General features: G+C 67.7%; 22 protein-coding genes and 3 tRNA genes. 16 read left to right on the top strand and 9 right to left on the bottom strand.

Going from position 1 to position 25,082, the window contains the following annotated elements:
- Positions 1-10: 10 nt before the first annotated feature.
- Together BLP88_RS13575 and BLP88_RS13570 are read left to right on the top strand one after the other, a co-directional pair.
- Positions 11-86 (top strand) — tRNA-Lys (locus BLP88_RS13575).
- Positions 87-154: 68 nt separating this feature from the next.
- A tRNA-Lys gene (locus tag BLP88_RS13570) sits at positions 155-230 on the top strand.
- A 127-nt stretch (positions 231-357) separates the two neighbouring features.
- On the opposite strand, the gene BLP88_RS13565 is transcribed toward BLP88_RS13570, so the two are convergent.
- Positions 358-879 (bottom strand): MarR family winged helix-turn-helix transcriptional regulator, encoded by a 522-nt coding sequence (locus tag BLP88_RS13565; protein ID WP_084111196.1) that lies wholly within the window; start codon positions 877-879, stop codon positions 358-360.
- A 94-nt stretch (positions 880-973) separates the two neighbouring features.
- Between BLP88_RS13565 and bcp the strand changes: the two genes are divergently transcribed.
- From bcp to BLP88_RS13530, 7 genes are all read left to right on the top strand, one after another.
- Positions 974-1,450: a thioredoxin-dependent thiol peroxidase gene (gene bcp, locus BLP88_RS13560; protein ID WP_074589980.1), complete on the top strand. Its 477-nt coding sequence runs from the start codon at positions 974-976 to the stop codon at positions 1,448-1,450.
- 95 nt (positions 1,451-1,545) lie between these two features.
- Positions 1,546-1,627: transfer RNA gene (locus BLP88_RS13555), tRNA-Leu, on the top strand.
- Positions 1,628-1,724: 97 nt separating this feature from the next.
- Positions 1,725-3,371 carry an ABC transporter substrate-binding protein gene (locus BLP88_RS13550; RefSeq protein ID WP_175453555.1) on the top strand — a complete coding sequence of 549 codons (1,647 nt, stop codon included), beginning with the start codon at positions 1,725-1,727 and terminating at the stop codon, positions 3,369-3,371.
- A gap of 79 nt (positions 3,372-3,450) precedes the next feature.
- Entirely contained in the window at positions 3,451-4,956 is a 1,506-nt protein-coding gene (locus BLP88_RS13545; protein WP_074589979.1) for a malate:quinone oxidoreductase, read from the top strand.
- A gap of 63 nt (positions 4,957-5,019) precedes the next feature.
- Positions 5,020-8,235: an efflux RND transporter permease subunit gene (locus BLP88_RS13540; protein ID WP_074589977.1), complete on the top strand. Its 3,216-nt coding sequence runs from the start codon at positions 5,020-5,022 to the stop codon at positions 8,233-8,235.
- 195 nt (positions 8,236-8,430) lie between these two features.
- Positions 8,431-9,561 carry an LLM class flavin-dependent oxidoreductase gene (locus BLP88_RS13535; protein ID WP_074589975.1) on the top strand — a complete coding sequence of 377 codons (1,131 nt, stop codon included), beginning with the start codon at positions 8,431-8,433 and terminating at the stop codon, positions 9,559-9,561.
- Positions 9,558-10,064, top strand: a complete 507-nt coding sequence (locus tag BLP88_RS13530; RefSeq protein WP_074589973.1) for a MarR family winged helix-turn-helix transcriptional regulator — start codon at positions 9,558-9,560, stop codon at positions 10,062-10,064. The genes BLP88_RS13535 and BLP88_RS13530 overlap by 4 nt, the downstream gene beginning before the upstream one ends.
- Here BLP88_RS13530 and BLP88_RS13525 read toward each other — a convergent pair.
- Positions 10,061-10,867: a transglutaminase-like domain-containing protein gene (locus BLP88_RS13525; RefSeq protein ID WP_074589972.1), complete on the bottom strand. Its 807-nt coding sequence runs from the start codon at positions 10,865-10,867 to the stop codon at positions 10,061-10,063. The two genes, BLP88_RS13530 and BLP88_RS13525, sit on opposite strands and share 4 nt — an antisense overlap.
- Positions 10,868-10,940: 73 nt before the next feature.
- The gene (locus BLP88_RS13520) at positions 10,941-11,741 is read right to left on the bottom strand and encodes a hypothetical protein (RefSeq protein ID WP_074589970.1); all 801 of its coding nucleotides are present in this window, start codon (positions 11,739-11,741) and stop codon (positions 10,941-10,943) included.
- A gap of 24 nt (positions 11,742-11,765) precedes the next feature.
- On the opposite strand from BLP88_RS13520, the gene BLP88_RS13515 reads away from it, so the two are divergent.
- The 3 genes from BLP88_RS13515 to BLP88_RS13505 all read left to right on the top strand — a co-directional run bounded on the left by BLP88_RS13515 (position 11,766) and on the right by BLP88_RS13505 (position 13,656).
- Complete coding sequence (locus BLP88_RS13515) at positions 11,766-12,440, top strand: DUF1684 domain-containing protein (protein ID WP_074589968.1); 675 nt, start codon at positions 11,766-11,768, stop codon at positions 12,438-12,440.
- Positions 12,441-12,510: 70 nt separating this feature from the next.
- Positions 12,511-13,125 (top strand): DM13 domain-containing protein, encoded by a 615-nt coding sequence (locus BLP88_RS13510; RefSeq protein ID WP_084111193.1) that lies wholly within the window; start codon positions 12,511-12,513, stop codon positions 13,123-13,125.
- Positions 13,126-13,167: 42 nt separating this feature from the next.
- Positions 13,168-13,656 carry a GtrA family protein gene (locus BLP88_RS13505; protein ID WP_074589967.1) on the top strand — a complete coding sequence of 163 codons (489 nt, stop codon included), beginning with the start codon at positions 13,168-13,170 and terminating at the stop codon, positions 13,654-13,656.
- Between the two features lie 70 nt (positions 13,657-13,726).
- Here BLP88_RS13505 and BLP88_RS13500 read toward each other — a convergent pair whose 3' ends face one another.
- Genes BLP88_RS13500 through BLP88_RS13480 form a run of 5 tightly spaced genes read right to left on the bottom strand, consistent with a single transcriptional unit; the run spans position 13,727 to position 19,592 of the window.
- On the bottom strand, positions 13,727-14,884 hold the full coding sequence (locus tag BLP88_RS13500) for a cysteine desulfurase family protein (RefSeq protein WP_074589965.1): 1,158 nt from the start codon (positions 14,882-14,884) through the stop codon (positions 13,727-13,729).
- A 7-nt stretch (positions 14,885-14,891) separates the two neighbouring features.
- The gene (gene nadC / locus BLP88_RS13495) at positions 14,892-15,776 is read right to left on the bottom strand and encodes a carboxylating nicotinate-nucleotide diphosphorylase (protein ID WP_074589963.1); all 885 of its coding nucleotides are present in this window, start codon (positions 15,774-15,776) and stop codon (positions 14,892-14,894) included.
- A complete protein-coding gene (nadB, locus tag BLP88_RS13490) occupies positions 15,769-17,520 on the bottom strand; it encodes an L-aspartate oxidase (protein WP_074589962.1) in 1,752 nt (583 codons plus the stop codon). Before nadB ends, nadC begins: the two co-directional genes overlap by 8 nt.
- Positions 17,521-17,550: 30 nt before the next feature.
- The gene (gene nadA, locus BLP88_RS13485) at positions 17,551-18,855 is read right to left on the bottom strand and encodes a quinolinate synthase NadA (protein WP_074589960.1); all 1,305 of its coding nucleotides are present in this window, start codon (positions 18,853-18,855) and stop codon (positions 17,551-17,553) included.
- Positions 18,852-19,592: an NUDIX hydrolase gene (locus tag BLP88_RS13480; protein ID WP_074589959.1), complete on the bottom strand. Its 741-nt coding sequence runs from the start codon at positions 19,590-19,592 to the stop codon at positions 18,852-18,854. The genes nadA and BLP88_RS13480 overlap by 4 nt, the downstream gene beginning before the upstream one ends.
- A 154-nt stretch (positions 19,593-19,746) precedes the next feature.
- On the opposite strand from BLP88_RS13480, the gene BLP88_RS13475 reads away from it, so the two are divergent.
- The 3 genes from BLP88_RS13475 (at position 19,747) to BLP88_RS13465 (ending at position 22,739) form a co-directional block, all read left to right on the top strand.
- Complete coding sequence (locus tag BLP88_RS13475) at positions 19,747-21,141, top strand: amino acid permease (RefSeq protein WP_074589957.1); 1,395 nt, start codon at positions 19,747-19,749, stop codon at positions 21,139-21,141.
- Positions 21,142-21,244: 103 nt separating this feature from the next.
- Positions 21,245-22,075: an alpha/beta fold hydrolase gene (locus BLP88_RS13470; RefSeq protein ID WP_074589955.1), complete on the top strand. Its 831-nt coding sequence runs from the start codon at positions 21,245-21,247 to the stop codon at positions 22,073-22,075.
- A 10-nt stretch (positions 22,076-22,085) separates the two neighbouring features.
- The gene (locus BLP88_RS13465) at positions 22,086-22,739 is read left to right on the top strand and encodes a phosphoribosyltransferase (RefSeq protein ID WP_074589953.1); all 654 of its coding nucleotides are present in this window, start codon (positions 22,086-22,088) and stop codon (positions 22,737-22,739) included.
- A gap of 62 nt (positions 22,740-22,801) precedes the next feature.
- Here BLP88_RS13465 and BLP88_RS13460 read toward each other — a convergent pair whose 3' ends face one another.
- Entirely contained in the window at positions 22,802-24,133 is a 1,332-nt protein-coding gene (locus BLP88_RS13460) for an MFS transporter (protein ID WP_074589951.1), read from the bottom strand.
- 199 nt (positions 24,134-24,332) lie between these two features.
- Here BLP88_RS13460 and BLP88_RS13455 point away from each other — a divergent pair, with 199 nt between their 5' ends.
- Positions 24,333-25,067, top strand: a complete 735-nt coding sequence (locus BLP88_RS13455) for an IclR family transcriptional regulator (protein WP_139163395.1) — start codon at positions 24,333-24,335, stop codon at positions 25,065-25,067.
- The last annotated feature ends 15 nt before the right edge of the window (positions 25,068-25,082 follow it).

Genomic DNA, 25,082 nt, shown 5'->3' with positions numbered 1-25,082 from the left:
AAAACGACAAGCACCTCTAGCTCAACTGGCAGAGCAATTGACTCTTAATCAATGGGTTCCGGGTTCGAGTCCCGGGGGGTGCACCAAGGGAAGGGCCCTTGAGCGGCAATGGCGTTCAAGGGTTATTTCTTTGGGTTGAACACCACAACTGAATGCACCTCTAGCTCAACTGGCAGAGCAATTGACTCTTAATCAATGGGTTCCGGGTTCGAGTCCCGGGGGGTGCACCAAAAGAGAATCCCGGACCGGCGTCAGCCGGTCCGGGATTCTTTCGTTTCAAATCCGGCGGGTCGTTCACGCCGGGCCGGTCGGGACGGGCCGCCTTCCGGATGGCCCGCCCTTCAACACCAGTAGCCTTCAGTCCCGGCGGCCGCCGTCCGCGCCGGCTCTCCCCGCAGCTGTCTCCGCAGCTTGGAAAGCGGAACCGTTCGTTGTCACGATTTCATGCACCTCGGGCGAGGCGTGCCGTTCGGACAGGGCACGCACCAGGACCTGGAGCTCTCCACGGAGGACGTTCGCGTCCACCGGCGAATCACGCAGCACCTCCCGTTCGAGGCGTTCCGCACTGTCGAGCACCCGCGTGCCTTCATCGCTCAGGCTGACGATCTGGCTGCGCCGGTCGCTTGAGCTGCGGGATCTCTCGATGTAGCCGTGCGCTTCGAGGCGTGCCAGGGTCTTGCCCATGGTCTGAGCCTGGACCCGGACAATCTGCGCGAGCAGGACCTGGGTGATGGGGCCTTTCACCGCAAGGACTTCCAAGGCGATCACCCCGGCGTGCGTCAGTCCCAGGCCGCTCAGCTTCTCGTTCCATGCGTGTTCCACGAGGCGTGCCGCTGTGGACAACAGCCTTCCGGTGGGCCAACGCTCAATGTCAGGCATAACAGCCAGTATATAAAAGGGACTGCCGGCAATTCGGTTTCCCGGCCGGGCTATTACTAAGCTGGGTGATCGCCGACGCAAGCAAGGAGCACCCATGGCTGAACGACTCACCCCCGGCGACACCGCCCCCGCCTTTACCCTCAAGGACCAGGACGGCAACGATGTCGCGCTGGATTCCTTCCGTGGCAGCAGCACGATCGTCTACTTCTACCCCGCCGCGTCGACCCCGGCCTGCGCCAAGCAGGCCTGCGATTTCCGGGATTCGCTCGCGTCCCTGCAGGCGGCCGGCTACCGGGTGCTGGGCATCTCGCCCGATCCCGTTCCCGCGCTGGCCAAGTTCGTGGCCGAGGAGTCGCTGACGTTCCCGCTGCTCTCCGACGAGGACCACAAGGTGGCCGACGCCTATGCGGCCTGGGGCGAAAAAAAGAACTACGGCCGCACCTACCAGGGATTGATCCGCTCCACGGTGGTGGTGGATCCCGAAGGCAAGGTGGCCGTGGCCCAGTACAACGTCCGGGCAACCGGACACGTCGCCAAGCTCCGCAGGGACCTCAAGCTCGACCCCAAATAAGGGCCGGCGTCCGCTTGGCCCGCGGCGGCTGCGGGCGTGGGTAGAATGGAGGCCGGCGCGGCTACGGGATCTGGCGATTCCCGACGCCGGCACTTGCGCGAGTGGTGAAATTGGCAGACACGCAGGATTTAGGTTCCTGTGCCTTCGGGCGTGGGGGTTCAAGTCCCCCCTTGCGCACAATGTGGACGGCCGGACCCCTGTTGCACGGGGGTCCGGCCGCGTTCCGTCCGACTGCCTTGAGGGGACAAGAGTGGCAAGCAGCAAACGACGCCGGATGAAACTGCAGATCGGCGCGGCCCTTCTTGCCCTGGCCCTGAGTTCGTGCACCGGCGTCCCGGCGCCCGCGCCGTCCAGTGGAACCATGGCCACGTCCAAGCCGGCTGCACCGGACGCGACCTTCAACTTCGGCACGCCGGCCATGCCGCTCGGGCTGGATCCGGCCCTGAGCAACGATTCCGAGACCTACCGCGTGACCCGCCAGGTCATGGAAGGCCTGCTCGGCGTCGACCCGTCCACCGGCCAGCCCGTTCCCCAGCTCGCCACGGAATGGACCGCAGGCGACGACGGGCTCAGCTACGACTTCAAGCTGCGGGAGAAGGTCACCTTCCACGACGGCACCGCGTTCAACGCCGCCGCGGTGTGCAGCAACTTCAACCGCTGGTACACCTTTACCCCGGCGATCCGGAACCAGGCGCCCGGAATCATGTTCAAGAGTGTCTTCAAGTCGTTCTCGGACAACGCGTCGCTTTCGATCTTCAAGAGCTGCACCGCGACCGGCGCCAACGCAGTGCGGATCAAACTCAACCGGCCCTTCACCGGATTCCTGCAGGCCCTGACCCTGCCGGCCTTCGCCATCTCCTCCCCCACGGCGCTGGCGAAGCAGAAGGCCAACGTCCTGGACCGCACGCTGGACGGGCAGGCTGTCTCCGCCTACGCCTCGCACCCGGTGGGCACCGGCCCCTTCGTCTTCTCCGCCTGGGCCAAGGACAGGATCACCCTCAAGAGCTATAGCGGCTACTGGGGTGATCGGGGCCAGATCGCCACCCTGAACTTCGTGCCGTTCGACCATCCGCAGGGCCGGCTCGACGCACTGCTGAGCGGCAAGATTGACGGCTACGACCTCGTCACCGCAGGCACCTTCGATTCCTTGGTCAAGCACGGCATGCAGATCGTGCAGCGGGATCCGTTCTCGGTGATGTACCTCGGCATCAACCAGGCCGTGGTTCCCCTGCAGAAACTCGAGGTCCGCCAGGCGATTGAGTATGCGATCGACAAGGAAAGCCTCATCCGGAAGTTCTTCATGGACAACACGGCCCAGGCCTCCCAGTTCGTTCCGCCCAAGCTCAGCGGCTTCAACAACAACGCGCCGGCGCTGGGGTACGATCCCGCCAAGGCCAAGCAGTTGCTGGCGAAGGCCGGGTACAAGGGCGAGCCCCTCAAGTTCTACTACCCGCTCAACGTGACCCGCAGTTACCTGCCCACCCCCGAAAAGATCTACGCCGAAATCAGCAGGCAGCTGACCGCCGTCGGCTTCAACATCAAACCGGTGCCGGTGGATTGGGAGGACGGCTACCTGCCGAAGGTCCAGTCGCCCGGCGACCATGCCCTGCACCTGCTGGGCTGGAACGGCGTCTACTCGGATCCGGACAACTTCGTGGGCACGTTGTTCGGCGAACGCCGGGGCGAGTTCGGCTACAACGATTCCCAGGTCTTCTCCAAGATCGACCGCGCCCGCGGCATGCCCGAGGGACCGGAACGCAACGCCCAGTACGACACCATCAATGCGCAGATCGCCGCGACCGTCCCGGCCGTGCCGATTGCCTTCCCGATCTCGGCCCTGGCACTGTCCGACCGGGTGGAAAAGTACCCTGCATCGCCGGTCTTGAACGAAGTTTTCACGAACGTCCGACTAAAGTCTTGACGGCCCACCGCAATTTCAGTTATGGGGCGGCGCGGGGATATTCTGTGACAGCCAATGCCGCTGCTATCGGAGATTGACTGTGACCTTCATTTCCAAGACCAAACACGCCGACGTCGTCCTTATTGGCGGCGGAATCATGAGCGCAACGCTCGGGGCGTTCATCAAGCAGCTCGAACCCAACTGGAGCATCGCCCTCTTCGAACGCCTGGACGAAGCCGGCCTTGAAAGCTCCGGCCCTTGGAACAACGCAGGAACGGGCCACGCGGCGCTCTGCGAACTGAACTACTCCCCGGCAGCCAAAGACGGCTCCGTGAACCCCGCCAAGGCGCTGCACATCAACGAACAGTTCCAGCTGTCCCGCCAGTTCTGGTCCCACCTGGTGGACAACAACCTGATCGGTTCCCCCAAAGGCTTCATCAACACCGTTCCGCACATGAGCTTCGTCATCGGCGACAAGCACGCGGACTTCCTCAAGACCCGCTACGAGGCCCTCAAGCCCAACACCCTCTTCCGCAGCATGGAATACACGGAAGACCAGGCCCAGATCGCCAAGTGGGCTCCCCTGATCGTCAAGGGCCGCGACCCCAAGCAGCGCGTCGCCGCCACCCGCGCGGCCGAGGGCACCGACGTCGACTTCGGCGCACTGACCCGCGAGCTGACCACGTACCTGGCCAATACGGGCGTCGAGGTCAACTACGGCCACGAGGTCAGCAACATCAGCAAAGCCTCCGACGGCGGCTGGGACCTTTCGCTCAAGTACCCGGCGTCCGGGGAACGCAGCCGCATCCACGCCAAGTTCGTCTTTGTCGGCGCCGGCGGCGGCGCCCTGCACCTGCTGCAGGCCTCCGGGATCCCGGAAAGCAAGGGCTACGGCGGTTTCCCCGTGTCCGGCCAGTTCTTCCGCTGCACCGACGAGGAGACCGCGCTCCAGCACAGCGCCAAGGTCTACGGCCAGGCCTCCGTGGGCGCCCCGCCCATGTCCGTGCCGCACCTGGACACCCGGTACGTGGACGGCAAGCGTTCCCTGCTCTTCGGCCCGTACGCCGGATTCTCCACGAACTTCCTCAAGACCAGCAGCTACCTGGACCTGCCGCTGTCCATCCGCCCAAGCAACATCATCCCGATGCTCGCCGTGGCCAAGGACAACATGGACCTGACGGCCTACCTGATCAAGGAAGTGGCCAAGCGCCACGACGCGAAGGTCGAGTCCCTGCGCGAGTACTACCCCGAAGCCGACGGGTCCAAGTGGGAGCTGATCACGGCCGGCCAGCGCGTCCAGATCATCAAGAAGGACCCGCAGAAGGGCGGCATCCTGCAGTTCGGCACCGAGGTCATCGCCGCGCGCGACGGCTCCATCGGCGCCCTGCTCGGCGCGTCCCCCGGAGCCTCCACCGCCGTGCCGATCATGATCGAGCTGCTGCAGAAGACCTTCCCGAAGAACTTCAAGGGCTGGCAGTCCAAGCTCAAGGAAATGATGCCCGGCTACGGGGTCAAGCTCAACGACAACCCGGAGCTGGCCGCCGAAATCGAGGCAAGCACCGCGGCATCCCTGCAGCTCGAAAACGCCGACGCCACGCGGAGCTGATTCCTGCCACGGCTGCGGCGGCGCCCGCACGCTGAACAACCGTAGATTCCAGGAGAGGATGCAATGTTCGCTCTGGCAAGGCTTTCACTGGCGAACAGGGCACTGATTGCGCTGATCACCGTCTTCGCGGCGGTGTTCGGCGTGATCACCATGTCCTCCCTGAAGCAGGAGCTCATCCCGTCGATCGAGTTTCCGCAGATCACGGTACTCACCTCCATGCCGGGAGCATCCCCGGAAGTCGTGGACAAGCAGCTGGGCCGCCCCCTCGAAACGGCGCTGAACAGTGTGGAGGGCCTGGAATCAAGTACGTCCACCTCGCGCAGCGGCGTCTCCCAGATCACCCTGGTGTTTAGCTACGGCTCCAACCTGGACCGCGCCCGCAACCAGATCGACCGGGCCATCTCCAATGCCCGCCGCACGCTGCCGGATGATGTGGAGCCGCGCTCCTTCGCCGGCAACGTGAGTGATTTCCCGATCATCTTCCTGGCGGTGTCCTCGGACAAGCCGCTCAGTGAGCTGAATGCCGACCTCCTGCGGCTCAGCGTGCCGCGGCTGCAGAAGATCGACGGCGTCCGCAGCGCCGAAGTCAGCGGCGGCGCCACCCAGCACATCCTGATCAAGCCGGACCCCGCGGCCATGGCCGCCCGGGGCGCCACGATCGGGTCCATGTCCGACGCGCTGCGAAACAACGGCGCATTGGTCCCGGCGGGGACCGTTGAAGAGCAGGGCAAGTCCCTGTCCCTGCAGATCGGCAGCCCGGTCGACTCGCTGGACACCATCAAGGCGCTGCCGCTTGCCGGTGCCAAATCCGGCACCACCATCGGCAGCGTGGCCGGCGTCAGCATCAAGGACGATCCGGCTACCTCGATCACCCGGACCAACGGCAAAGAGACGCTTGCGCTGACCGTGACGAAAAAGCCCGAGGGCGACACCGTGGCGATCTCGCATGCCGTCAAGGATGCGCTGGGCCAGATGAGCGCGGAGCTGGGTTCCAATGCCCGCTTCACCCCGGTCTTCGACCAGGCTCCGTACATCGAGAAGTCGATCAAGGACCTGACCACCGAGGGACTGCTTGGCCTGGGCTTCGCCGTGCTGGTCATCCTGCTGTTCCTGCTGTCCGTGCGCTCCACCCTGGTCACGGCGGTATCGATTCCCTTGTCCCTGCTGATCACCTTCATCGGCATTTCGGCCACGCGGTATTCGCTGAACATCCTCACCCTGGGCGCGCTCACCATCGCGATCGGCCGCGTGGTGGACGACTCGATCGTGGTGATCGAGAACATCAAACGCCACCTGAGCTACGGCGAACACAAGCTCACCGCCATCCTGAACTCCATCAGGGAGGTGGCCGGCGCCATCACGGCCTCCACCCTGACCACGGTGGCGGTCTTCCTGCCCATCGCCTTCGTCGGAGACCTCGCCGGAGAATTGTTCCGCCCGTTCGCCCTGACCGTGACGATCGCCCTGCTCGCCTCCCTGCTGGTGGCCCTGACCATCGTCCCGGTGCTGGCGTACTGGTTCCTCAGGTCGCCCGCGGCCGGGAGCGCCGAGGCGGCGCAGGAAACAGCCGCGAAAGCCCATGAGGCCGAGCAGCGCACCCGCCTGCAGCGCGGCTACCTGCCGGTGCTGTCCGCCACCCAGAAGCACCCGGTGCTGACGATCGTGGCGGCCGTGCTGGTGCTCGGCGGCACGGCCGCCATGACGCCGCTGCTGGCAACCGATTTGCTGGGACGCTCCGGCGAGAACAGCATGACGGTCCGGCAGGTCCTTCCGGCCGGCAGCAGCCTGGCCGAAACCGCCGAAGCCGCCGCCAAGGTGGAGCAGGTCCTGGACGGCATCGAGGGCATCAAGGATGTCCAGGTGACCTCGGGCAACGCCCAGAACGGCCTCGCCGCGCTCACCTCCGGAGGGGCGTCGACCTCGACGTTCACGGTCGTCACGGAGGAGAACACCGCCCAGGAGAAGCTGCAGGACACCGTCCGCTCACGGCTGGCCGAAGCCGGCGCCGCGGGCAAGGTCACCGTCGGTGCGCGGCAGGGTGGCTTCGGCGCCTCCTCCACGGTGGACGTGACGATCAACGCTGCCACCCCGCAGGACCTGCAGACAGCCGGCGACGCTGTCTTCAACGCGCTCAACGGCGTCCCCGGCAGTTCCGAGACCGCCACCAACCTCGTCCCCGGCCAGCCCGTGGTCCAGGTGAAGGTGGACCGGGCCAAGGCGACGGCCGCCGGCCTCAACGAAGAACAGGTGGCCGGCGTGCTTGCCGCCACGGTCTCGCCGGTCCCGGCCGGCACGGTGCGCATCGACACCACCGACTTCCCGGTCCAGGTCGGCGAAGGCACCCGCTTCACCAGCATCGCGGCGGTGCGGGACATCAAGCTCCCGACGCCGGCCGGCCCGGTCACGCTGGGCAGCGTCGCCAGCGTGGAGCAGGTGGATGTTCCGCTCTCCGTGACCAGCAGCAACGGCCAGCGCACGGCCAAGGTGACCGTGACGCCGTCGGGCTCCAACCTGGGCGCGTTAAGCAGCGCTGTCCAGGAACGCCTCGACACCGTGCAGCTTCCCCCGGGCGTGACGGCGGTGATCGGCGGCGCCACCACGCAGCAGGCGGAGTCGTTCCGGCAGCTCGGCCTGGCCCTGCTCGCCGCGATCGCGATCGTCTACGTGATCATGGTGGCGGCCTTCAAGTCGCTCATCCAGCCACTCATCCTGCTGGTATCGGTGCCGTTCGCGGCCACCGGTGCGATCGGGTTGCTCCTGCTGACGGGCGTTCCGCTCGGCCTGCCGGCCCTGATCGGGCTGCTGATGCTGGTGGGCATCGTGGTCACGAACGCGATCGTGCTGATCGACCTCATCAACCAGTACCGCAGCCCCCGGGACGGCCGCGCGGGAATGAGCGTCGAGGACGCCATCACCCACGGCGCCCGGCGGCGCCTCCGGCCGATCCTCATGACGGCGCTGGCCACCGTGTTCGCGCTGACGCCGATGGCTCTCGGCTTCACCGGCGGCGGCGGGTTCATCTCACGGCCCCTGGCGATCGTGGTGATCGGCGGCCTGGTTTCGTCGACCCTGCTGACGCTGGTGCTGGTTCCGGTCCTCTACAAGCTGGTGGAAGGCCGCCGGGAGAAGAAGGCCCTCCTGAAGGCACTCAAAGAGCGTCCCGCCGTCGTGAATGGTGCCGGCGGAAGCGGAACGGACGACGCGGAATTCCTCGATTGGACCACCGGCATGGTCCCGAAGGTCACTGGCCGACGCGCCGCACCAGGGTCTCCCAAATAGCCCTCCCCGCTCACAACCAACTCGCAGTTGTTGTCGTTTTGCGCGCCCAAAACGACGTTAACTGCGAGTTGGTTGGGTGCGGGAATAATCCGCGGGCCAGGGCGTTACACAGGGCGATAGATGCAAATGCATCTAGTTTGGGATACACTGTCTGTAACGCCCGCACACAACCGCGGGCAGGAAGAAAGGCACATCATGGAGATCGGCGTATTCAGCGTCAGCGACATCACCACTGACCCCACCACGGGCCGCACCCCCACGGAAAACGAGCGCATCAAGGCGTCCGTGGCCATCGCCAAGAAGGCCGAAGAGATCGGCATGGACGTCTACGCCATCGGCGAGCACCACAACCGGCCCTTCTTCTCTTCCTCCCCCACCACCACGCTGGCCTACATTGCGGCCCAGACCGAGCGCATCACCCTCTCGACCTCCACCACCCTGATCACCACGAACGATCCCGTGAAGATCGCCGAGGACTTCGCCATGCTGCAGCACCTGGCGGACGGCCGGGTGGACCTGATCATGGGCCGCGGCAACACGGCCCCGGTGTACCCGTGGTTCGGCAAGAACATCCAGGACGGCATCGAGCTCGCGATCGAGAACTACGCCCTGCTGCGCCGGCTGTGGGACGAAGACACCGTGAACTGGAACGGCAAGTTCCGCACCCCGCTGCAGAACTTCACCTCGACGCCGCGCCCGCTCGACGACGTCCCGCCCTTCGTGTGGCACGGTTCCATCCGCAGCCCGCAGATCGCCGAACTCGCCGCGTACTACGGCGACGGCTTCTTCGCCAACAACATCTTCTGGCCCAAGGAGCACTACCAGCAGCTGATCGGCCTCTACCGTGAGCGCTACGAGCACTACGGCCACGGCAAGGCAGACCAGGCAATCGTGGGCCTCGGCGGCCAGTTCTTCATGCGGAAGAACTCCCAGGACGCCGTGAAGGAATTCCGCCCGTACTTCGACAACGCCCCGGTGTACGGCCACGGCCCGTCCCTGGAGGACTTCACGTCGCAGACCCCGCTGACGGTGGGCAGCCCGCAGGAGGTCATCGAGAAGACCCTGACCTTCCGCGAGTTCTTCGGCGACTACCAGCGCCAGCTGTTCCTTGTGGACCACGCCGGCCTGCCGCTGAAGACCGTGCTGGAGCAGCTGGACCTGTTCGGCGAGGAGGTGCTGCCGGTGCTCCGCAAGGAGTACGCCGCCCTCAAGCCGGCCCACGTGCCGGATGCCCCCACCCACGCCTCGCGGGTGGCCGCCAAGCTGGCCGAAACTGCGGGCGATACGGCGGATGCCGCCGTCGGGAACCCGGGGAGCAACGAATGAGCAGCCCCGCTCCGGCTGGGAAAGCCCCGGCCGGAGCGGCCCGGCCCGCGGGCGCCGCTTCCGGCAAGGACGTGCGCCTCGCCGCCGAGGCCTGGGAGTCGCTGTTCCGCTCCCAGGTGGCGGTGATGCGCAGGCTGCAGTCCGGGCCCGCGTTCAAGAAGCTGCCCGTCAAGGAGTACGACGTGCTCTTCACGCTCTCCCGCTGCCCCACCGGGAAGCTGCGCCTGAACGAGATCAACGACCACGTGCTGCTCAGCCAATCGAGCCTGAGCCGGCTGGTGGACCGCTTGGAGAAGCGCGGCCTCGTGGAGCGCAGCATCGCTCCGGAGGACGGCCGCGGCATCCTGCTGGGGCTCACCGAGGCCGGCGTGGCGCTGCAGAAGGAGATCGGGCGGGAGCACGTGCGTGACATCGCCGAACTGCTCCTTCCGGCGCTAAGCGCCACGGAACAGCAGGAGCTGATGCGGCTGACCGAGAAGCTGCGTTCCGGCCTTCCGGACTAACCGAGGACGACGGCGGCGGCCGGGTCTTCTGCCGGAAGCTCGCCGGCAATCTCCGCCGTCACCTTCAGCGTCTTCAGGGAGAGGCTGCCCCCGACGGTGGAGAGGAACGCAGTGTCGGAGGAGTCGCGTCCGGCGGTGATCCGCAGCATGGCCTCCCGGGGAGCCAGGCCGGTGGGATCGATGACGTACCAGGCGCCGTCGACGTGCGCCTCGGCCACGGCGTGGAAATCCATCGGGCTCAGTCCGGGAGCATAGACGGCCGCCAGCCTGGCCGGAATGTCCTTGGACCGCAGCAAGGCGATCGCCAAATGGGCGAAGTCGCGGCACACCCCGCGGCGGTGCAGCAGCGTCTCCACGGCGCCGTCGGTGCCACGGGAGGAACCGCTGACGTACCGCAGTTCGCTGTTGACCCAGTCACGCACCGCCTGCAGCAGCTCGCGGCCATGCAACCCGCCGAACTCGGCGTAGGAGGTGGGCAGGAGCCGGTCCGATTCGGCGTAGCGGCTGGGCCGCACATAGCGGATGAGCTCCATCTTCGAGGACTCGTCCGGCACCCCGCGGCCGGTCACCGTCGCCTTGTACTCGACCTCCACCTCGCTGGGATCAGGGAACTCCATGTAGTGGAAGCGCCCGCCGTGGTGGTCCTGCAGTTCCGTGTACGGCACGGCCTCGCCGCCGGCGGTGACGCTCAGGGTTTCCGTCATCGACGCGAAGCCGGGGTCGCGGGCGACGGCGATGGCCATGGCCACCTTGGTATTCGCCACGGTCTTGAAAACGAGCCGCGCGGCAACGTTGCGTTCCATGGATCTCCGGAAATGTCTCGCGGCGAGAACAGCCCCCAGTGTCGCCGATGGTCGTGGAAGGCCGTGCCGCTTTCTACGGATTGGCCTTCAGAGACAGTAGCATCCGTTGAACGTTTGCAAACTCCGTGCCCTGGTCCACGTATTGGGCGGCCTGGCCCAGCGTGTCGAAGGACTTGGCAGGGGCCACCTTCTCGTCGGGCGCGAAGGCGCGGACAGCAGGGAGGTCGCCGAAGAAGATGTCGCCCTTGCCGGCCGCGCCCTGCACGAGGTTGCGCAGCTGGCAGGCCTTGCCGCCCGCTCCGGCCACCAGGTTGGTGATGCCGTAGGAACCGAAGTACTTGTATCCCTGGATGACCCGGAACACCACGCGCGGCGAGATGGTCGCATCCGTATCGGCATGCGGTAGATCCACCGGGACGCTGCTGAGCACCACATAGCTGCGGCTTGCCTTCGGGCTGCAGGCGGGGGCTTTGGCGGGCTGCAGGCCGGTGTGCAGGGTGGCGATGTAGCCGCCTTCGGCGTCCTTGACCTCCACCTTCAGCGCCCCGGGCAGTGACCCGGCGTTGGGAGTGACGGACTGGACGATCCACTCTTCCGGCAGTTCGAAGCTCACCTTCCGTCCGGCGTCGGTGTATGTTTTCCAGCGGTCGGCGGTGGGCACCGCCCCGGGCGTGGCGGTTCCCGACGCCGTCGGGCTGCCCGACGGCGTCCCTCCGGACGGCGTGGCGGACCCGGTCGCGGAGGCTCCCGCGCTCGGCGAACCGGCAGTCCAGACCTGCCCGCCCTTGCCTTCCTCGCTGCACGCGGCCAGCCCTGCGGTGAGCAGGAGGGCGGCCAGGACCAGACTTCCGTTCGCTGCGCGGTTCCCGTTCATAGCCGCCAGCCTAGTATGGGTGGCATGGATGAGGAGTTGCGTGACGGCGGCGCCGCGGACGTGGCGGGCATGTCTGCACTGGACATCGTGGACTGGCGGCTGCGGACCTTCGCCCTCTACGACGAGGTTCGCCGGCTCGCCCGCGACGACCCGTTCCAGGCCCACGTGCACTGGCGCCGGACCCGGGACCATTTGTTCGGCACCCACCCGGCGTCCGCGCTGACTCCTGCAGCCAAGCAGGGCTTCACCGGCCTGGATACCGCCGAATACGATCCGGCGTTCCGCTTCCACGCCCGCCTAACGCCGGAGGGGTCGGGGCAGGAGCTGACCGTCCGGACCGGGACCGACGGCGATGTGCCGTTCCGGCGGCTGGGCACCTTCGAACTGCCCGGCCTGGGCTCCCTCGCGGTATGGCGCCTGCGCAGCTACGGCGGCGGGATCTTCGTCCCGTTCCGCGACGCCACCGCCGGCAAGGAAGGCGGCAGCTACGGCGCCGGAAGGTACCTGCTGGACACCATCAAGGGCGCATTCCACGGCACGCGGAGCACCGGGGAGGATGAGGAGTTCGTCCTGGATTTCAACTTCGCCTACAACCCTTCCTGCGCGTACAACGAGGCCTGGGCGTGCCCGCTGGCCGGGCCGGACAACCGCTTGGCCGCCGAAGTGCCAGTGGGCGAGCTGTACGTCCCGGCGCCCTGAACGGGCGGCTTAATCGAACGGTAAGGATTCCGGGCGGACAAGGCGGAACCCCGGCGCCTAACCTTGAACCATGACAACGCCGGCCAACGACAACCGCGCGGGCAAGGGCTCCGTTCCGGCGTTCCTGCGCCGCCACAGGGTCTTCACCGTCCCGGCGGCCGTGGTGTTGCTCGCACTGTTGGTGGCCGGCGCGGCCCTCTTCCAGCCCTGGCGCCTGTTCACCAGCAGCACGGTTGACGAAGCCCTGCCGGGGGCGACGCCAACCCCGAGCGGCACGCTGGCTATCCAACGGATCCCGGAAGATCCCGGAACGGCCCTCCCCACGGTGGTTCCGGCCCCGCCGACCGTCATCGCGCGAGGCACCTTCGTCTCCCAGGAACACACCACGTCCGGGGCGGCGAGCCTGGTCAAACTGCCCGACGGCGGCCTGGTACTCCGGCTGGAGAACCTCGCCAGCAGCGACGGACCCGACGTCAAGGTCTGGCTCAGCAACCAGGAGGCCGGCGGAGACTGGTTCAAGTACCGTTCCGGAAAGTGGCTGGACCTCGGCGCAGTCAAGGCCACCCACGGCAACCAGAACTACGCCATCCCGGCCGGCGCCGACATCTCGGGGCTGGACACCGTGGTGCTGTGGTGCGACCGGTTCAGCGTGGCCTTCGGCTCGGCCGGATTGAACCGCGTCTGACACCGTTCGCGCCCCGGCGGAGCCGTATGACAGGCTTGGGGCATGGAATCGGCCGCACCGTCACGTGAACCGCTGCGGCAATCCCCGCCGGAAACCCGCCCAAGCCACCGCCACAAAGGCCTGCTCCGCTATCCGGTACTGAGGCAATTGCTGCGCTTCACCGGCGTCGGGATCATCTGTACCGCCACTTCGCTGGCACTGTACGCGCTGCTCCGGCCAGTGCTTGGCCCGCAGCCGGCGAACGCGGCGGCACTCATCATCACCTCGGTCCTGAACACGGCACTGAACCGCCGGCTGACGTTCAAGATCGAGGGCAGCAGCAGGCGCCTCCAGGATCACCTCAACGGGCTGATCGTGATCGCCATCGCACTCGTCATCACCGGCGGAAGCCTGGGCGTGCTGCACGTCTTCAGGCCGGACGCGACAGTCACGGAAGAGCTTTGGACCACCACACTCTCCGGATTCCTCGCCACCGCCGTCCGCTTCACCCTGCTGCGGCATTGGATCTTCCGCCGGGCCCGCCACGCCTGAGCCCCCCAACCAGCTCGCATTAGTTGTCGTTTTGAGGGCTCAAAACGACAACAACTGCCAGTCAGTTGGGTCAGCGGCGGCCGATCCCGATGACGCTCCCGACGGCGTCGCGCACGGCTGCGGCGGCCTGCTCAAGTTCGTTTGCCGTCACCGCGGAGGTGAAGCTGAAGCGGACGGCCGTCTGTGCGACCTCAGCCTCGAGGCCGAGGGCGAGCAGCACCGGCGACGGCGCGTCCGACCCCGCGGCACACGCCGAACCGCTGGAGCAGACCACGCCGCGGCGCTCGAGTTCCAGCAGCACGGATTCCCCGCTGGTGCCCGGGAAACAGAAGGACGCCACGGAGGGCAGCCGCTGCGCCGGGTGGCCGGTCAGCACCGCACCGGGAACGGCCTCCAGGACCGCCCGGATGAAGGCGTCGCGCAATTCCGTCACTCTGGCGGCAAGGCGCGGCTGTTCCTCCGCCGCGAGGGTCAGCGCAGTTGCAAGCGCCACGGCACCGGCCACATTCTCCGTGCCGGAGCGGCGCCCGCGTTCCTGGCCACCGCCGTGGACCAAGGGTTCGATCCGCAGCCGCCCCTTGGCGAAGAGCACACCGGATCCTTTGGGCGCACCGAGCTTGTGCCCCGAAATACTGAGCGCATCCACGCCGAGGTCCTTCACGCCCAGGGGCAGCCAGCCCGCAGCCTGCACCGCGTCAGTGTGGAACGGAATGCCCCGTGCGGCGGCGAGCGCTGCCAGTTCGCGGACCGGCTGCACCGTGCCGACCTCGTTGTTGGCGTACATAATGCTGGCGAGCGCGGTTTCCGGGCGCAAGGCGGCGGCGAACGCCTCCGGAGTGACCAGGCCGTGCCGGTCCACCGGCACCACATCGACCGTGAAGCCGTGAACCCGCCGCAGGTAGTCCGCGGACTCCTCGACGGCGGGATGCTCGATGGCGCTGATCGCCACCCGGTCCAGGGCCGGATCGGCGCCCCTGCGGGCCAGCGCGATTCCCTTGAGGGCCAGGTTGTCCGCCTCGGTCCCCCCGGAGGTGAAGGTGACTTCCCCCGGCCGGCAACCCAGCACCTTCGCGACGGCGGCCCGCGCCCCCGCGAGCGCATCCGCCGCGGCCTCCCCCAGGCTGTGGTGGCTGGAGGGGTTGCCGAACTCGCCGCTCAGGTACGGCCACATGGCTTCGAGCACCTCCCGGCGCACGGGGGTGGTGGCGGCTGCGTCCAGGAAGATCATGGCTGTCCTAGGAAACTTCCGCCGGCACGTCCAAGGTAACGTCCAGGCCCAGGTCCAGGGCGGTGACGCTGTGGGTCAGCCCGCCGATCGAGATGACATCGACACCGGCAGCGGCGATGTCCGCCACGGTGGACAGGTTAACGTTGCCGCTGGCTTCCACCACGGCCCGCCCCGCCACCTGCCGTACCCCGGCGCGGAGCTCCTCAAGGCTGAAGTTGTCCAGCATGATGGTGTCCACTCCGGCGGCCAGCACGGGTTCGATCTGCTCGGCCCGGTCCACTTCGACCTCGAAATGGGTGGTGTGCCCAAGCTGCGCCTTCGCCGCGGCCAGGAGGGCGGTGAGCTTGCCGGCATCGCCGCCGGTCATGACGGCGAGGTGGTTGTCCTTGGCCAGCACGGCGTCGGACAGGCTGTAGCGGTGGTTCGCTCCCCCGCCGCAGCGCACCGCGTAGCGTTCCAGGACCCGCAGGCCCGGGGTGGTCTTGCGGGTGTCGGTGATCCGGGCGCGGGTGCCCTCGACCAGGCGGACGAACTCCGCGGTCTTCGTGGCGATCGCGCTCATCCGCTGCGCCAGGTTCAGGCCGACGCGTTCGGCGAGCAGCACCGAGCGGGCGCGGCCGCTGACCCGGGCGAGGTGCGTGCCGGCGTCGAAGGCTGCTCCGTCCGGCAGCAGCAGCTCGACTTCGGTGTCCGGGTCGATGAAGAGCATGGCGTCGCGGAAGACGGTCCCGCCGCTGAAGATGCCGGGCACGCGGGCGTTCAGCACGGCGGTGGCGCGGGCCTCGGCCGGGATGAGCAGCTGCGAGGTGATGTCCCCGCTGGGCGCGTCCTCGGCGAAGGCCCGCTCGAGGATGTCGCGCACGGCGGCTGCGGGAAGGGACAGGCTAGTCAAGGATCAGGCTCGCTTTCCGGCTCATGGTGTAACGCTTGTCAAAGTCTTCGTCCGCGGGACCGTCGACGGCGGCAGTTTCCTCCCACGAATCGCTGCGGTAATGCGCGCCCAGGGAGGTCCGGCGTTGCCGGGCGGCGTGCACCAGCAGCTGCGCGGCCAGCAGGAGGTTCGCGTCCTCGTGCTCGCGGGGGTCCAGGGAATCGGGAACCGTCTCTGGGTCCACGACTTCAGCCCAGGAACCCAGGACGGCGGCCGCCTCCCGGAGCAGTACGCCGTCGCGGAGGACGCCGGCCTTGGCGGTCATGAGCCGCCGCAGGGTCTCCCCGTCGAAAGGTGCCGGATCAACGAGCGGTTCGGGAGATCCCGAAAGCGCCGTTGTTGCGTGGCGGTCCGAGTCGGCCGCCGAGCTTGCGAGGCGTTCGCCGACGCGAGGCCGGAGCGCAGGCGCCGAGGGATCTGGCGAGCCGCCCCACAGAAACCCCTCGACCACCCGCCGCCCGAAGACAAGCCCTTCGAGCAGCGAGTTGCTGGCCAGCCGGTTGGCGCCCTGCACTCCTGTGCACGCCACTTCGCCGGCGGCCAGCAACCCGGGCACCGAGGTGCGGCCGTTCAGGTCGGTGACCACGCCACCCATCCAGTAGTGGGCCGCCGGTGCCACGGGAACCAGCTCGCGGGTCCAGTCGACGCCGGCCTCGAGGGTGCGGGCGGTGATGGTCGGGAAGCGCCGGGCCAGGAAACCCGCGCCGCGGCGCTCTTCGAGCGCGCGGGCGTCCAGGTAGACGTGCCCGTTGGGGTCGCCGAGCGCGGCCAGGTGCAGGGCGATGCTGCGGGAGACGACGTCGCGCGGGGCCAGCTCGGCGTCCGGGTGGTACGCGGGCATAAACCGTTCGCCGTGCGCGTCCACCAGGATGGCGCCTTCGCCGCGGACGGCCTCGGAGATCAGCAGGGGGTCGCTGCCCGCGGTTTCCCTGGCATCCCCGGGAAGCACCATGCAGGTGGGGTGGAACTGGAAGAACTCAAGGTCCGCCACTTCGGCCCCGGCGCGCCACGCCAGGGCCAGGCCGTCCGCCGTGGCAACCGAGGGGTTGGTGGTCTGGGCGAAGAGCCGGCCGGCTCCCCCGGTGGCCAGCAGCACGGCGTCGGCCTGGCAGCTTAGCTCGCGTCCGTCGTGGACATAAGTCACCCCGGTCACGCGGCCGAAGGCCTGGGTCAGGGAGGTCACGTGGGCGTGGCCGATCACCCGGATCCGCCCGGCCGCCTGGGCGTCCAGGACGGCGCGGATCAGCGCCCGGGCCACCCCGGCGCCGGTGGCGTCCCCGCCGGCGTGCAGGATGCGCGGCGCGGAATGGGCGGCCTCGATCCCCAGGGCGGGGTCGCCGCCGTCGTCCAGGTCGAAACGGACGCCGAAGCGCCGGAGCCCGGCAATGTCACGGCGCGCCTCGGCGCACAGCACCCGCACGGCGTCTTCGTCGCAGTGCCCGTTGCCGGCTTTGAGGGTGTCGGCAATGTGCGCGGCGACAGTGTCCCCGGGCGCCGGCTCGTCCAGGACGGCGGAGATGCCGCCCTGGGCGAAGTAGGTGTTGCTGTCCGCCAATGCCCCCTTGCTCAGCAGCACCACCTCGGCGCCGCCCTCGGCGGCGAGCAGGGCCGAGTACAGCCCGGCGATGCCACTTCCGACGACGACCAGCCGCTTGCGCTGCTGCCTTGCGGCAGTGCGTTCCACTGCAAGGTCATGTGCAGTCATGTCAGCCTCGTTCGCTTGCGTACGGCAGGTTCAGGGGCGGGCCGCCAGCATGCGCTCCAGCGCAATCTTGGCGTTGGCCTGCACGGCGTCGTCCACGGTGATGCGGTTGACGATGCGTCCTTCGACGAGTTCCTCCAGCACCCAGGCGAGGTAGCCGGGGTGGATGCGGTACATCGTGGAGCACGGGCAGATGACCGGGTCCAGGCAGAAGATGGTGTGCTGCGGGTTCTCCGCGGCGAGCCTGTTCACCATGTTGATCTCGGTGCCGATGGCGAAGGTGGTGGGCTCGGTGGCCGCCGCGATCGCCTTCTTGATGAAGTCGGTGGAGCCTGCGCCGTCGGCCGCGTCCACGACCTCCATGGGGCATTCCGGGTGCACGATGACGTTGACGCCCGGGTAGTCGGCGCGGGCCTTCTCGATCTGGGCGACGTTGAAGCGCTTGTGGACCGAGCAGAAGCCGTGCCACAGGATCACCCGCGAGTCGCGCAGGGTCTGTTCGTCGTTGCCGCCCAGTTCCTTTCGCGGGTTCCACATGGGCATCTGCTCCAGCGGGACGCCCAGGGCCTTCGCGGTGTTGCGGCCGAGGTGCTGGTCCGGGAAGAACAGCACCCGCTGGCCCCGCTCGAACGCCCACTCGAGAACCGTCTTCGCGTTCGAGGACGTGCAGACGATCCCGCCGTTGCGGCCGCAGAAGGCCTTGAGGGCTGCCGAGGAGTTCATGTAGGTGACCGGGATGACCGGGACGCGGCCGGCGTCGTCGGCTTCGGTCCCGAAGATCTCCTCAAGCTGCTCCCAGCACTCCTCCACGGAATCCTCATCCGCCATGTCCGCCATGGAGCAGCCTGCCGCGAGGTTCGGCAGGATCACGGCCTGTTCCGGGGCAGAGAGGATGTCAGCGGTTTCGGCCATGAAGTGCACGCCGCAGAAGATGATCGCTTCGGCGTCCGGCCGGGTGAGGGCGGCGTTGGCCAGCTGGAAGGAGTCGCCCACAAAGTCCGCGTACTGGACCACTTCGTCGCGCTGGTAGAAATGGCCGAGGATCACGGCCCTGCTGCCGAGTTTCTCCTTGGCGGCACGGATGCGGGCGTCGAGTTCGGCGTCGCCGGCCAGCTTGTATTCCTCCGGCAGCTGGCCCTGGCGGGGGGTGCTGCGCGGCGCGGCGTCGGCGCTGGAGGCGCCGGGTCCGTAGGCGGGGATTCCGGCCAGGGATTCGGCGAGGTCGTACTCCCACGGCCCCTTCGCGAGGGCGGGGCTGCAGGTTGAGCCGGCCACGGAGCGGCCCTTTTCCGCTTCCTCGCGGGTGATCAGCTGGATGGCTGTGTTGACGCTGCTCATGGTGTGCTCCTGTTGTCTGGCCCGAGGCCGGGTGTGCCGGTAAAGCGGTAGAGGCGTGGGGGGCGGTGTTTCCCGCCCTGGAGGTACTCACCGGTTTCTTCGATCTCCGGTGCGGTCTTGAGTTGGCGGCGGAAGTTCGCCGGATCGAGGGGGCGGTCCAGTACGGCCTCGTAGACCTCCCTGACCTGGGCGAGCGTGAAGTATTCGCCGAGGAAGTGGTAGGCGATGGATCCGTAGGCCATCTTGTTGCGCAGCCGCCACAGGGCATAGTCCACGATCGCGTTGTGGTCGAAGGCGAGTTGTTCGAGCCGGTCGGCGCGGAACCAGCGCACGTTCTCGGACTCGTCGGCGAGCGCGGCCTCGGTGGGCTGGACGAGGGCCCAATAGACGATCGACACCACGCGCTGGCTGGGAGAACGGTGCAGGCCGCCGAAGGCGTACAGCTGCTCGAGGTATTCCGGGGCCAGGCCGGTGGTCTCCAGCAGGTTCCGGGAGGCGGCGTCCTGCAGCGATTCGTCGTGGGTGAGCGGCCCGCCGGGCAGCGCCCACATTTCCTTGAACGGCTCGCGGATCCGGCGCACCAGCGGCAGCCAGAGGGTGGGCCGGCCGGAGCTTTCGCTCGGCCGCAGGGCGAAGATCACCGTGGAGATGGCCAGCGACGGCGGCGCGAGCCTGCGTTCGGAGACGTTGGCAGAGTTCGTGAACACCGTTTCACCTGCTTCCCTGCCTGGTGCCATCGGAGGGCGGATTAGTTATGGTCAAAATGACTTTAACTAATGGTAGGGCCCGGCCTGCCGGTTGCCAAATGTGAGCTACGCTGCATAACGCTGTAAAATTCGACGGGTCCCATGCGGGCCAGCACACGATCCGAGGAAACTAAGGCCACCACGAATGACAACGAAGTCCACCGGCGCTATCCCATCCACCCATTCGGCAGGCCTCGGCCATGCGATGAAACCGCGCCAGCTCACCATGATGGGCTTGGGCAGCGCAATCGGCGCCGGGCTGTTCCTGGGTTCGGGTGCCGGGATCCAGGCGGCAGGACCTGCTGTCCTCATCTCCTACCTTGTGGCCGGCACCCTGATCATCCTGGTGATGTGGGCGCTCGGCGAGATGGCCGCGGCGAACCCAAACAGCGGCGCCTTCTCCGTCTACGCCGAAAAGGCCATGGGCAAGACGGCCGGTTCGACCGTCGGCTGGCTGTGGTGGCTGCAGCTGGTGGTGGTGATCGCCGCGGAGGCACTCGGCGCGGCCGGGCTCCTGTTCTCCGTGTGGCCAGTGGTTCCGGTCTGGGTGCTGGCACTGGTCTTCATGACGGTCTTCACCGCGATCAACCTGGTGGGGGTCCGCAGCTTCGGCGAGTTCGAGTTCTGGTTCGCCATCCTGAAGGTCGCCGCGATCATCGCCTTCCTCCTCATTGGTGCGGCGCTGCTCTTCGGCTGGCTCCCCGGCACCGCTTCGCCGGGCCTTGGCAACTTCACGGGGAACTTCGCCCCGGCCGGCTGGGGCGGCATCGCCGCCGCCCTGTTCGTCGTCATCTTCGCCTTCGGCGGCACGGAAATCGTGAGCGTCGCTGCCGCCGAGACCCAAGACCCGGTGCACAGCGTCGGCCGGGCCATCCGCACCGTGCTTTGGCGCATCCTCGTGTTCTACATCGGTTCCGTTTTCGTCATCGCGGCTGTGCTGCCTGCCGGCTCCGAGGGCCTGAAGTCCCCGTTCGCCGGCGTCCTGGACATGGCCGGCATTCCGGGTGCCGGCACGGCCATCACCCTCGTGGCCGTCGTCGCCCTGCTGTCGGCGTTGAACGCGAACCTCTACGGCGCCTCGCGCATGGTGTTCTCCCTCTCCGAGCGCGGCGAAGCTCCGGCTTTCCTCTCCGGCCTGCGCGGCAAGCAGGTGCCGATGGCCGCCGTCGGGGTGTCGGTGGCCTTCGGCTTCATCGCCACGGTGCTCGAACTGCTCTTCCCGGACCGGGTGCTGCCCGCCCTGCTCAACCTGGTGGGCTCCACCTGCCTGGTGGTCTGGGGCAGCGCCTTGGTCTCCCAGCTCATCCTGCGCCGCCGGGCCGACCGCGAAGGCACTGAACTGCCGCTACGGATGAAGGGCTTCCCGGCACTGACCGTTTTCGGCCTGGTGCTGCTGTCCATCGTCTTCGTGGTCGGTTTCTCCAACCCCGAAAGCGCCGGGCAGCTGGTGGCCACGTTCCTGCTGATCGCAGGGATCGCGGTAGCCTGCCGGGTGGGCGAAAAGGTCAAGGCCTCACGGTCAGCAGGCCGCACGATCTGACACGGAGAACTCCCTTTCCGGAGTATCGTGGGCACTGTTCGAGCAGTAGACGCACCGACGCGCCGGGGTTGCCCGGGCGCCGCACTTGATGAGGACTGAGGCCATGACGGGCAGGCACACAGGAGAACTCCACCACACCGTGGAAGGCACCGATCCGGGCCTGTTCGTCGAGGTCCATGAACCCGCTCAAGGCAAGGACGCAGGCCTGCGCCCTGTGCTGCTGATCCATGGCTTCTCATCCTCCGGCAAGCTCAACTGGGGCGACACCGGCTGGGTCGCGGCGCTGCAGCAGGCCGGGCGCCGGGTCATCGTGGTAGACCTTCCCGGGCATGGGCGCAGCGGCTCGCCCGAGGACCTGGATTCCTACTCCCCCAGCAGGATCCGGGCGGACCTCCTGCAGATCGTGTCCGACGCCGGCGCCCGCCCGCTGCGCGACGGTGATCCTGCCAGCGGGCTGGACGTGGTGGGCTATTCGCTGGGCTCCCGGCTCGCCTGGGAGTTCGGCGCGACCCAGCCGGAGCTGGTCCACCGCCTGGTGCTCGGCGGACCGAACAAGGAGGATCCGCTGGCAGCCTTCGACCTCGCCGCAGCGCAGCGGCACCTGGCCGACGGCACACCTGTGGCCGACGAATCGACCGCGGAGCTGCTCAGGATGGCCCAGTTGCTGCCAAGCAACGATCTCTTCGCACTGTTGTCCCTGATCGAGGCCATCAAGGGCGAACCTTTCGACCCCGCCGAGGCCGCGCCGCATATGCCGGTGCTGCTGGTTGCGGGCGAAAAGGACGAGCGCGCCGCCACCATGCCGGAACTGGCCGCGATCGCCGCTCGCTCCGGCAGCATGGCCGAACAGCTGCTTATCCCCGGCCGAACCCACAGCAACGCGGTCACCAGCCGCGCCTTCAAGGACGCCGCCATCGGCTTCCTCGGCGTCTGAACAGGGACCCATGGGCATGCGCTTCAAGGACCGCACGGAGGCCGGGCACCGCCTGGCCGCCGCTCTTCCGCAGCTTCGGGAGCGCCCGGACACCATCCTCCTTGGCCTGGCCCGGGGCGGCATCCCCGTGGCAGCCTCCGCCGCCGCAGCCCTTTACCAGCCCTACGGCGCCGTGCTGGTGCGCAAGCTCGGCATTCCGGGACGCGACGAAACCGCGTTCGGTGCCCTGTCCTGGTCCAACGGCAGGATCGTCCGCATGCTCAACCGTCCCTTGCTGGACCGCATGCTCCGGCACGGCATCAGCCCCGAGTCGCTGGACGCCGTCGAGACCCGCGAACGAACCGAACTGCTCCGCCGGGTGGACAGCTATCCGCGGGTAGCCTTCGACGTCACGGGGAAGACCGTGGTGCTGATCGACGACGGCCTGGCCACCGGGGCCACCATGCGCGCGGCCATCGAGGGGGTGCGGGCCGGCGGTCCCGCCGCCGTCATCGCCGCGGTGCCGGTGGCTTCGCTTGAGGCGCAGGCCTCGATCGCCAGGGCCTGCGACTTCGCCTTCTCCCTCTACACCCCGGGAAAGTTCCACGCGGTGGGTACGTTTTATGAGCACTTTGAGCAACTGAGCGACGACGACGCCGTCACGCTCCTCCGGGAGGCCGGCTAGCTTCCGCCGAACGAAAGAAAAGGGTGCGGACCGGCGGTCCGCACCCTTTCCGGGAATAGCTATCAGTGGGCGCTGAAGCCGAGGTGGCGGCCCTTGGTTTCCTTCGCGAGCACCACGCCCGCCCCGGAAATCACGCACAGCACCATGATGTAAATGCCCACCGAGCCGGACCATTTGGTGTTGTCCAGCAGGGCCTGGGCGATCATGGGGGCGAAGGCGCCGCCAAGGACGGAGCCCAGCGCGTAGCCGATCGAGATGCCGGAGTAGCGGACCTGGGCCGGGAACATCTCGGCGTACATCGCGGACATGGGGCCGTAGGACAGGCCGAGGCCGATGGTGAGCACAAAGAGCGCGGTGCCATAGAGGAAGATGTCCTTGGTGTCGATCAGGGCAAAGAGCGGGATCATCCAGGCGAACACGATTGCGTAACCGGCCAGGAAGGTCTTGACGCGGCCGATCTTGTCCGAAAGCCAGCCGCCCACCATGGTGAAGATGAGCCAGCCGAAGGAGGCGACGGTGGTGGCCAACAGCACCTGCGCGGACGGCATCTTGAGGGCCTTGTTGGCGTAGGAGATGAAGAAGGCGATCAGCAGGTAGCCGGCGGCATTGTTGGCGATGAAGATGAGGGCGGCCAGCACCACTTCCTTGGAGTTCTTGCGGAACAGTTCGCCCAGGGGTGCGCGGCTTTCGGCCTTGCGCTGGGCGATCTCCTTGAATACCGGGCTTTCGCCGACGGCGCGGCGGATCATGTAGCCCACCACGATCAGCACCACGGACAGCAGGAACGGCACGCGCCAGCCCCAGTTGGTGAAGTCCGCGTCTGACATGTTCGACTTGAGCATGGTCAGCAGGCCCGTGGCGAGGATCATGCCGATGGGCACGCCGATCTGCGGGTAGGCGCCGAAAAGTCCGCGCTTGGAGATGGGCGCGTGCTCCACGGCCATCAGGGCCGCGCCGCCCCATTCACCGCCGGCGGAGAAACCCTGCATGACGCGCAGGGCGATGAGCAGCACCGGCGCCCACGCGCCGATGGCGCTGTAGCTGGGCAGCAGGCCGATGAGCGCCGTTGCCGCTCCCATCAGCACGAGGGTCATGACCAGCACCGCCTTGCGGCCCAGGCGGTCACCAAGGTGGCCGGCCACGAACGCGCCGAGGGGGCGGAACAGGAAGCTGATGCCGATGGTGGCGAAGGAAAGAATCTGCGCCAGGCCGGGGTTGGACTCGTTGAGCGGCGTGAGGAACAGAGGGCCAAGAAGGGTGGCCGTCAACTGGGCGAAGATGAAGAAGTCGTACCACTCGATCGTGGTGCCTACCAGGGTTCCGGCAAGCACCCTGCGTTCTTCACGCTTGCTGCTGGGACCCGAAGGGGCATCGACAGAGGAAGTTGCAGTCATTGAAACTCCGATGATGGGGGTGCGGGGAGGCCTGGACGCTCGGTTCGAATTACCGACAGAACGGTCAGTTGGAATAGCTTACTACACCGCCTGTGAGTTGCAACACACCCCGGATCCCGGTGCGCGGAAAACCCGCCCGCCCCGGCGCGGGACCACGCACGGCCAATGCACGGAGCGCCGCCATAGGATGGAACGCATGATGTCTCCCAACGCCGCGAGCAGCCGAAAGGAAGCCGAGGGCACGGTGTCGCCGTCGCAGACCCTGTCCCGTGGCATCCAGGCCCTCGAGATCCTGGCGGCCGCCGAACGTTCCCTTACGATTGCCGAGCTCGCCGCAGCCCTCGGCGTGCACCGCTCCGTGGCGTACCGGATCCTGCGCACCCTGGAAGACCACTCGCTGCTGGTCCGCGACGACGCCGGCCGGGTTCAGCCGGGGCCCGGCCTGGCCGTCCTTGCCCGAGGCGTGTCCCGCACCCTGCAAACGGCGGCGCTCCCCGAGCTCACCCAGCTCGCCAACACCTACAACATGACGGCGTTCGTCGCCGTCTGGGACCACCAGGACTGCGTCACCCTGGTCACGGTGGAACCGCGCCATTCGGCCGCAACACTGGTCCAGCACCCCGGCACACGGCATCCCGCGAATGTCGGCGCGCCGGGGATCGCCATCCAATCCACCATGAGCCCCGAGCAATGGGGCGCCCTGGCGCCCGGACTGCCTTACCGCCCCGAGGCCGCCGATGCCCGGCAGCTCGGCTACGCTGCGAGCCACGACGAGGTGATCGAGGGGCTCTCGTCCCTGGCCGCGCCCATCCATGTCCCGGGCGGACGGCCGGCCGCGATCGCCGTCGTCTACATCCGGCGCGACCAGGACGAGGCCGCCGTCGGGCAGGCACTCGCGGCGAGCGCGGCACGGATCGAAAGCCAGCTTTCCTGACCCACCCGGGCGCGC

Source organism: Arthrobacter cupressi, from assembly GCF_900099975.1.
GTDB classification, from domain to species: Bacteria; Actinomycetota; Actinomycetes; order Actinomycetales; family Micrococcaceae; genus Arthrobacter; species Arthrobacter cupressi.
Note: the sequence above shows the minus strand (reverse complement) of the source record. Positions and strands in the feature narration are given on the sequence as shown.

Coding starts and splice junctions, on each gene's coding strand:
- BLP88_RS13565 (WP_084111196.1), bottom strand. CDS start 879: ATGCCTGACATTGAGCGTTGGCCCACCGGAAGGCTGTTGTCCACAGCG.
- bcp (WP_074589980.1), top strand. CDS start 974: ATGGCTGAACGACTCACCCCCGGCGACACCGCCCCCGCCTTTACCCTC.
- BLP88_RS13550 (WP_175453555.1), top strand. CDS start 1,725: ATGAAACTGCAGATCGGCGCGGCCCTTCTTGCCCTGGCCCTGAGTTCG.
- BLP88_RS13540 (WP_074589977.1), top strand. CDS start 5,020: ATGTTCGCTCTGGCAAGGCTTTCACTGGCGAACAGGGCACTGATTGCG.
- BLP88_RS13535 (WP_074589975.1), top strand. CDS start 8,431: ATGGAGATCGGCGTATTCAGCGTCAGCGACATCACCACTGACCCCACC.
- BLP88_RS13530 (WP_074589973.1), top strand. CDS start 9,558: ATGAGCAGCCCCGCTCCGGCTGGGAAAGCCCCGGCCGGAGCGGCCCGG.
- BLP88_RS13525 (WP_074589972.1), bottom strand. CDS start 10,867: ATGGAACGCAACGTTGCCGCGCGGCTCGTTTTCAAGACCGTGGCGAAT.
- BLP88_RS13520 (WP_074589970.1), bottom strand. CDS start 11,741: ATGAACGGGAACCGCGCAGCGAACGGAAGTCTGGTCCTGGCCGCCCTC.
- BLP88_RS13515 (WP_074589968.1), top strand. CDS start 11,766: ATGGATGAGGAGTTGCGTGACGGCGGCGCCGCGGACGTGGCGGGCATG.
- BLP88_RS13510 (WP_084111193.1), top strand. CDS start 12,511: ATGACAACGCCGGCCAACGACAACCGCGCGGGCAAGGGCTCCGTTCCG.
- BLP88_RS13505 (WP_074589967.1), top strand. CDS start 13,168: ATGGAATCGGCCGCACCGTCACGTGAACCGCTGCGGCAATCCCCGCCG.
- BLP88_RS13500 (WP_074589965.1), bottom strand. CDS start 14,884: ATGATCTTCCTGGACGCAGCCGCCACCACCCCCGTGCGCCGGGAGGTG.
- nadB (WP_074589962.1), bottom strand. CDS start 17,520: ATGACTGCACATGACCTTGCAGTGGAACGCACTGCCGCAAGGCAGCAG.
- nadA (WP_074589960.1), bottom strand. CDS start 18,855: ATGAGCAGCGTCAACACAGCCATCCAGCTGATCACCCGCGAGGAAGCG.
- BLP88_RS13480 (WP_074589959.1), bottom strand. CDS start 19,592: ATGGCACCAGGCAGGGAAGCAGGTGAAACGGTGTTCACGAACTCTGCC.
- BLP88_RS13475 (WP_074589957.1), top strand. CDS start 19,747: ATGACAACGAAGTCCACCGGCGCTATCCCATCCACCCATTCGGCAGGC.
- BLP88_RS13470 (WP_074589955.1), top strand. CDS start 21,245: ATGACGGGCAGGCACACAGGAGAACTCCACCACACCGTGGAAGGCACC.
- BLP88_RS13465 (WP_074589953.1), top strand. CDS start 22,086: ATGGGCATGCGCTTCAAGGACCGCACGGAGGCCGGGCACCGCCTGGCC.
- BLP88_RS13460 (WP_074589951.1), bottom strand. CDS start 24,133: ATGACTGCAACTTCCTCTGTCGATGCCCCTTCGGGTCCCAGCAGCAAG.
- BLP88_RS13455 (WP_139163395.1), top strand. CDS start 24,333: ATGTCTCCCAACGCCGCGAGCAGCCGAAAGGAAGCCGAGGGCACGGTG.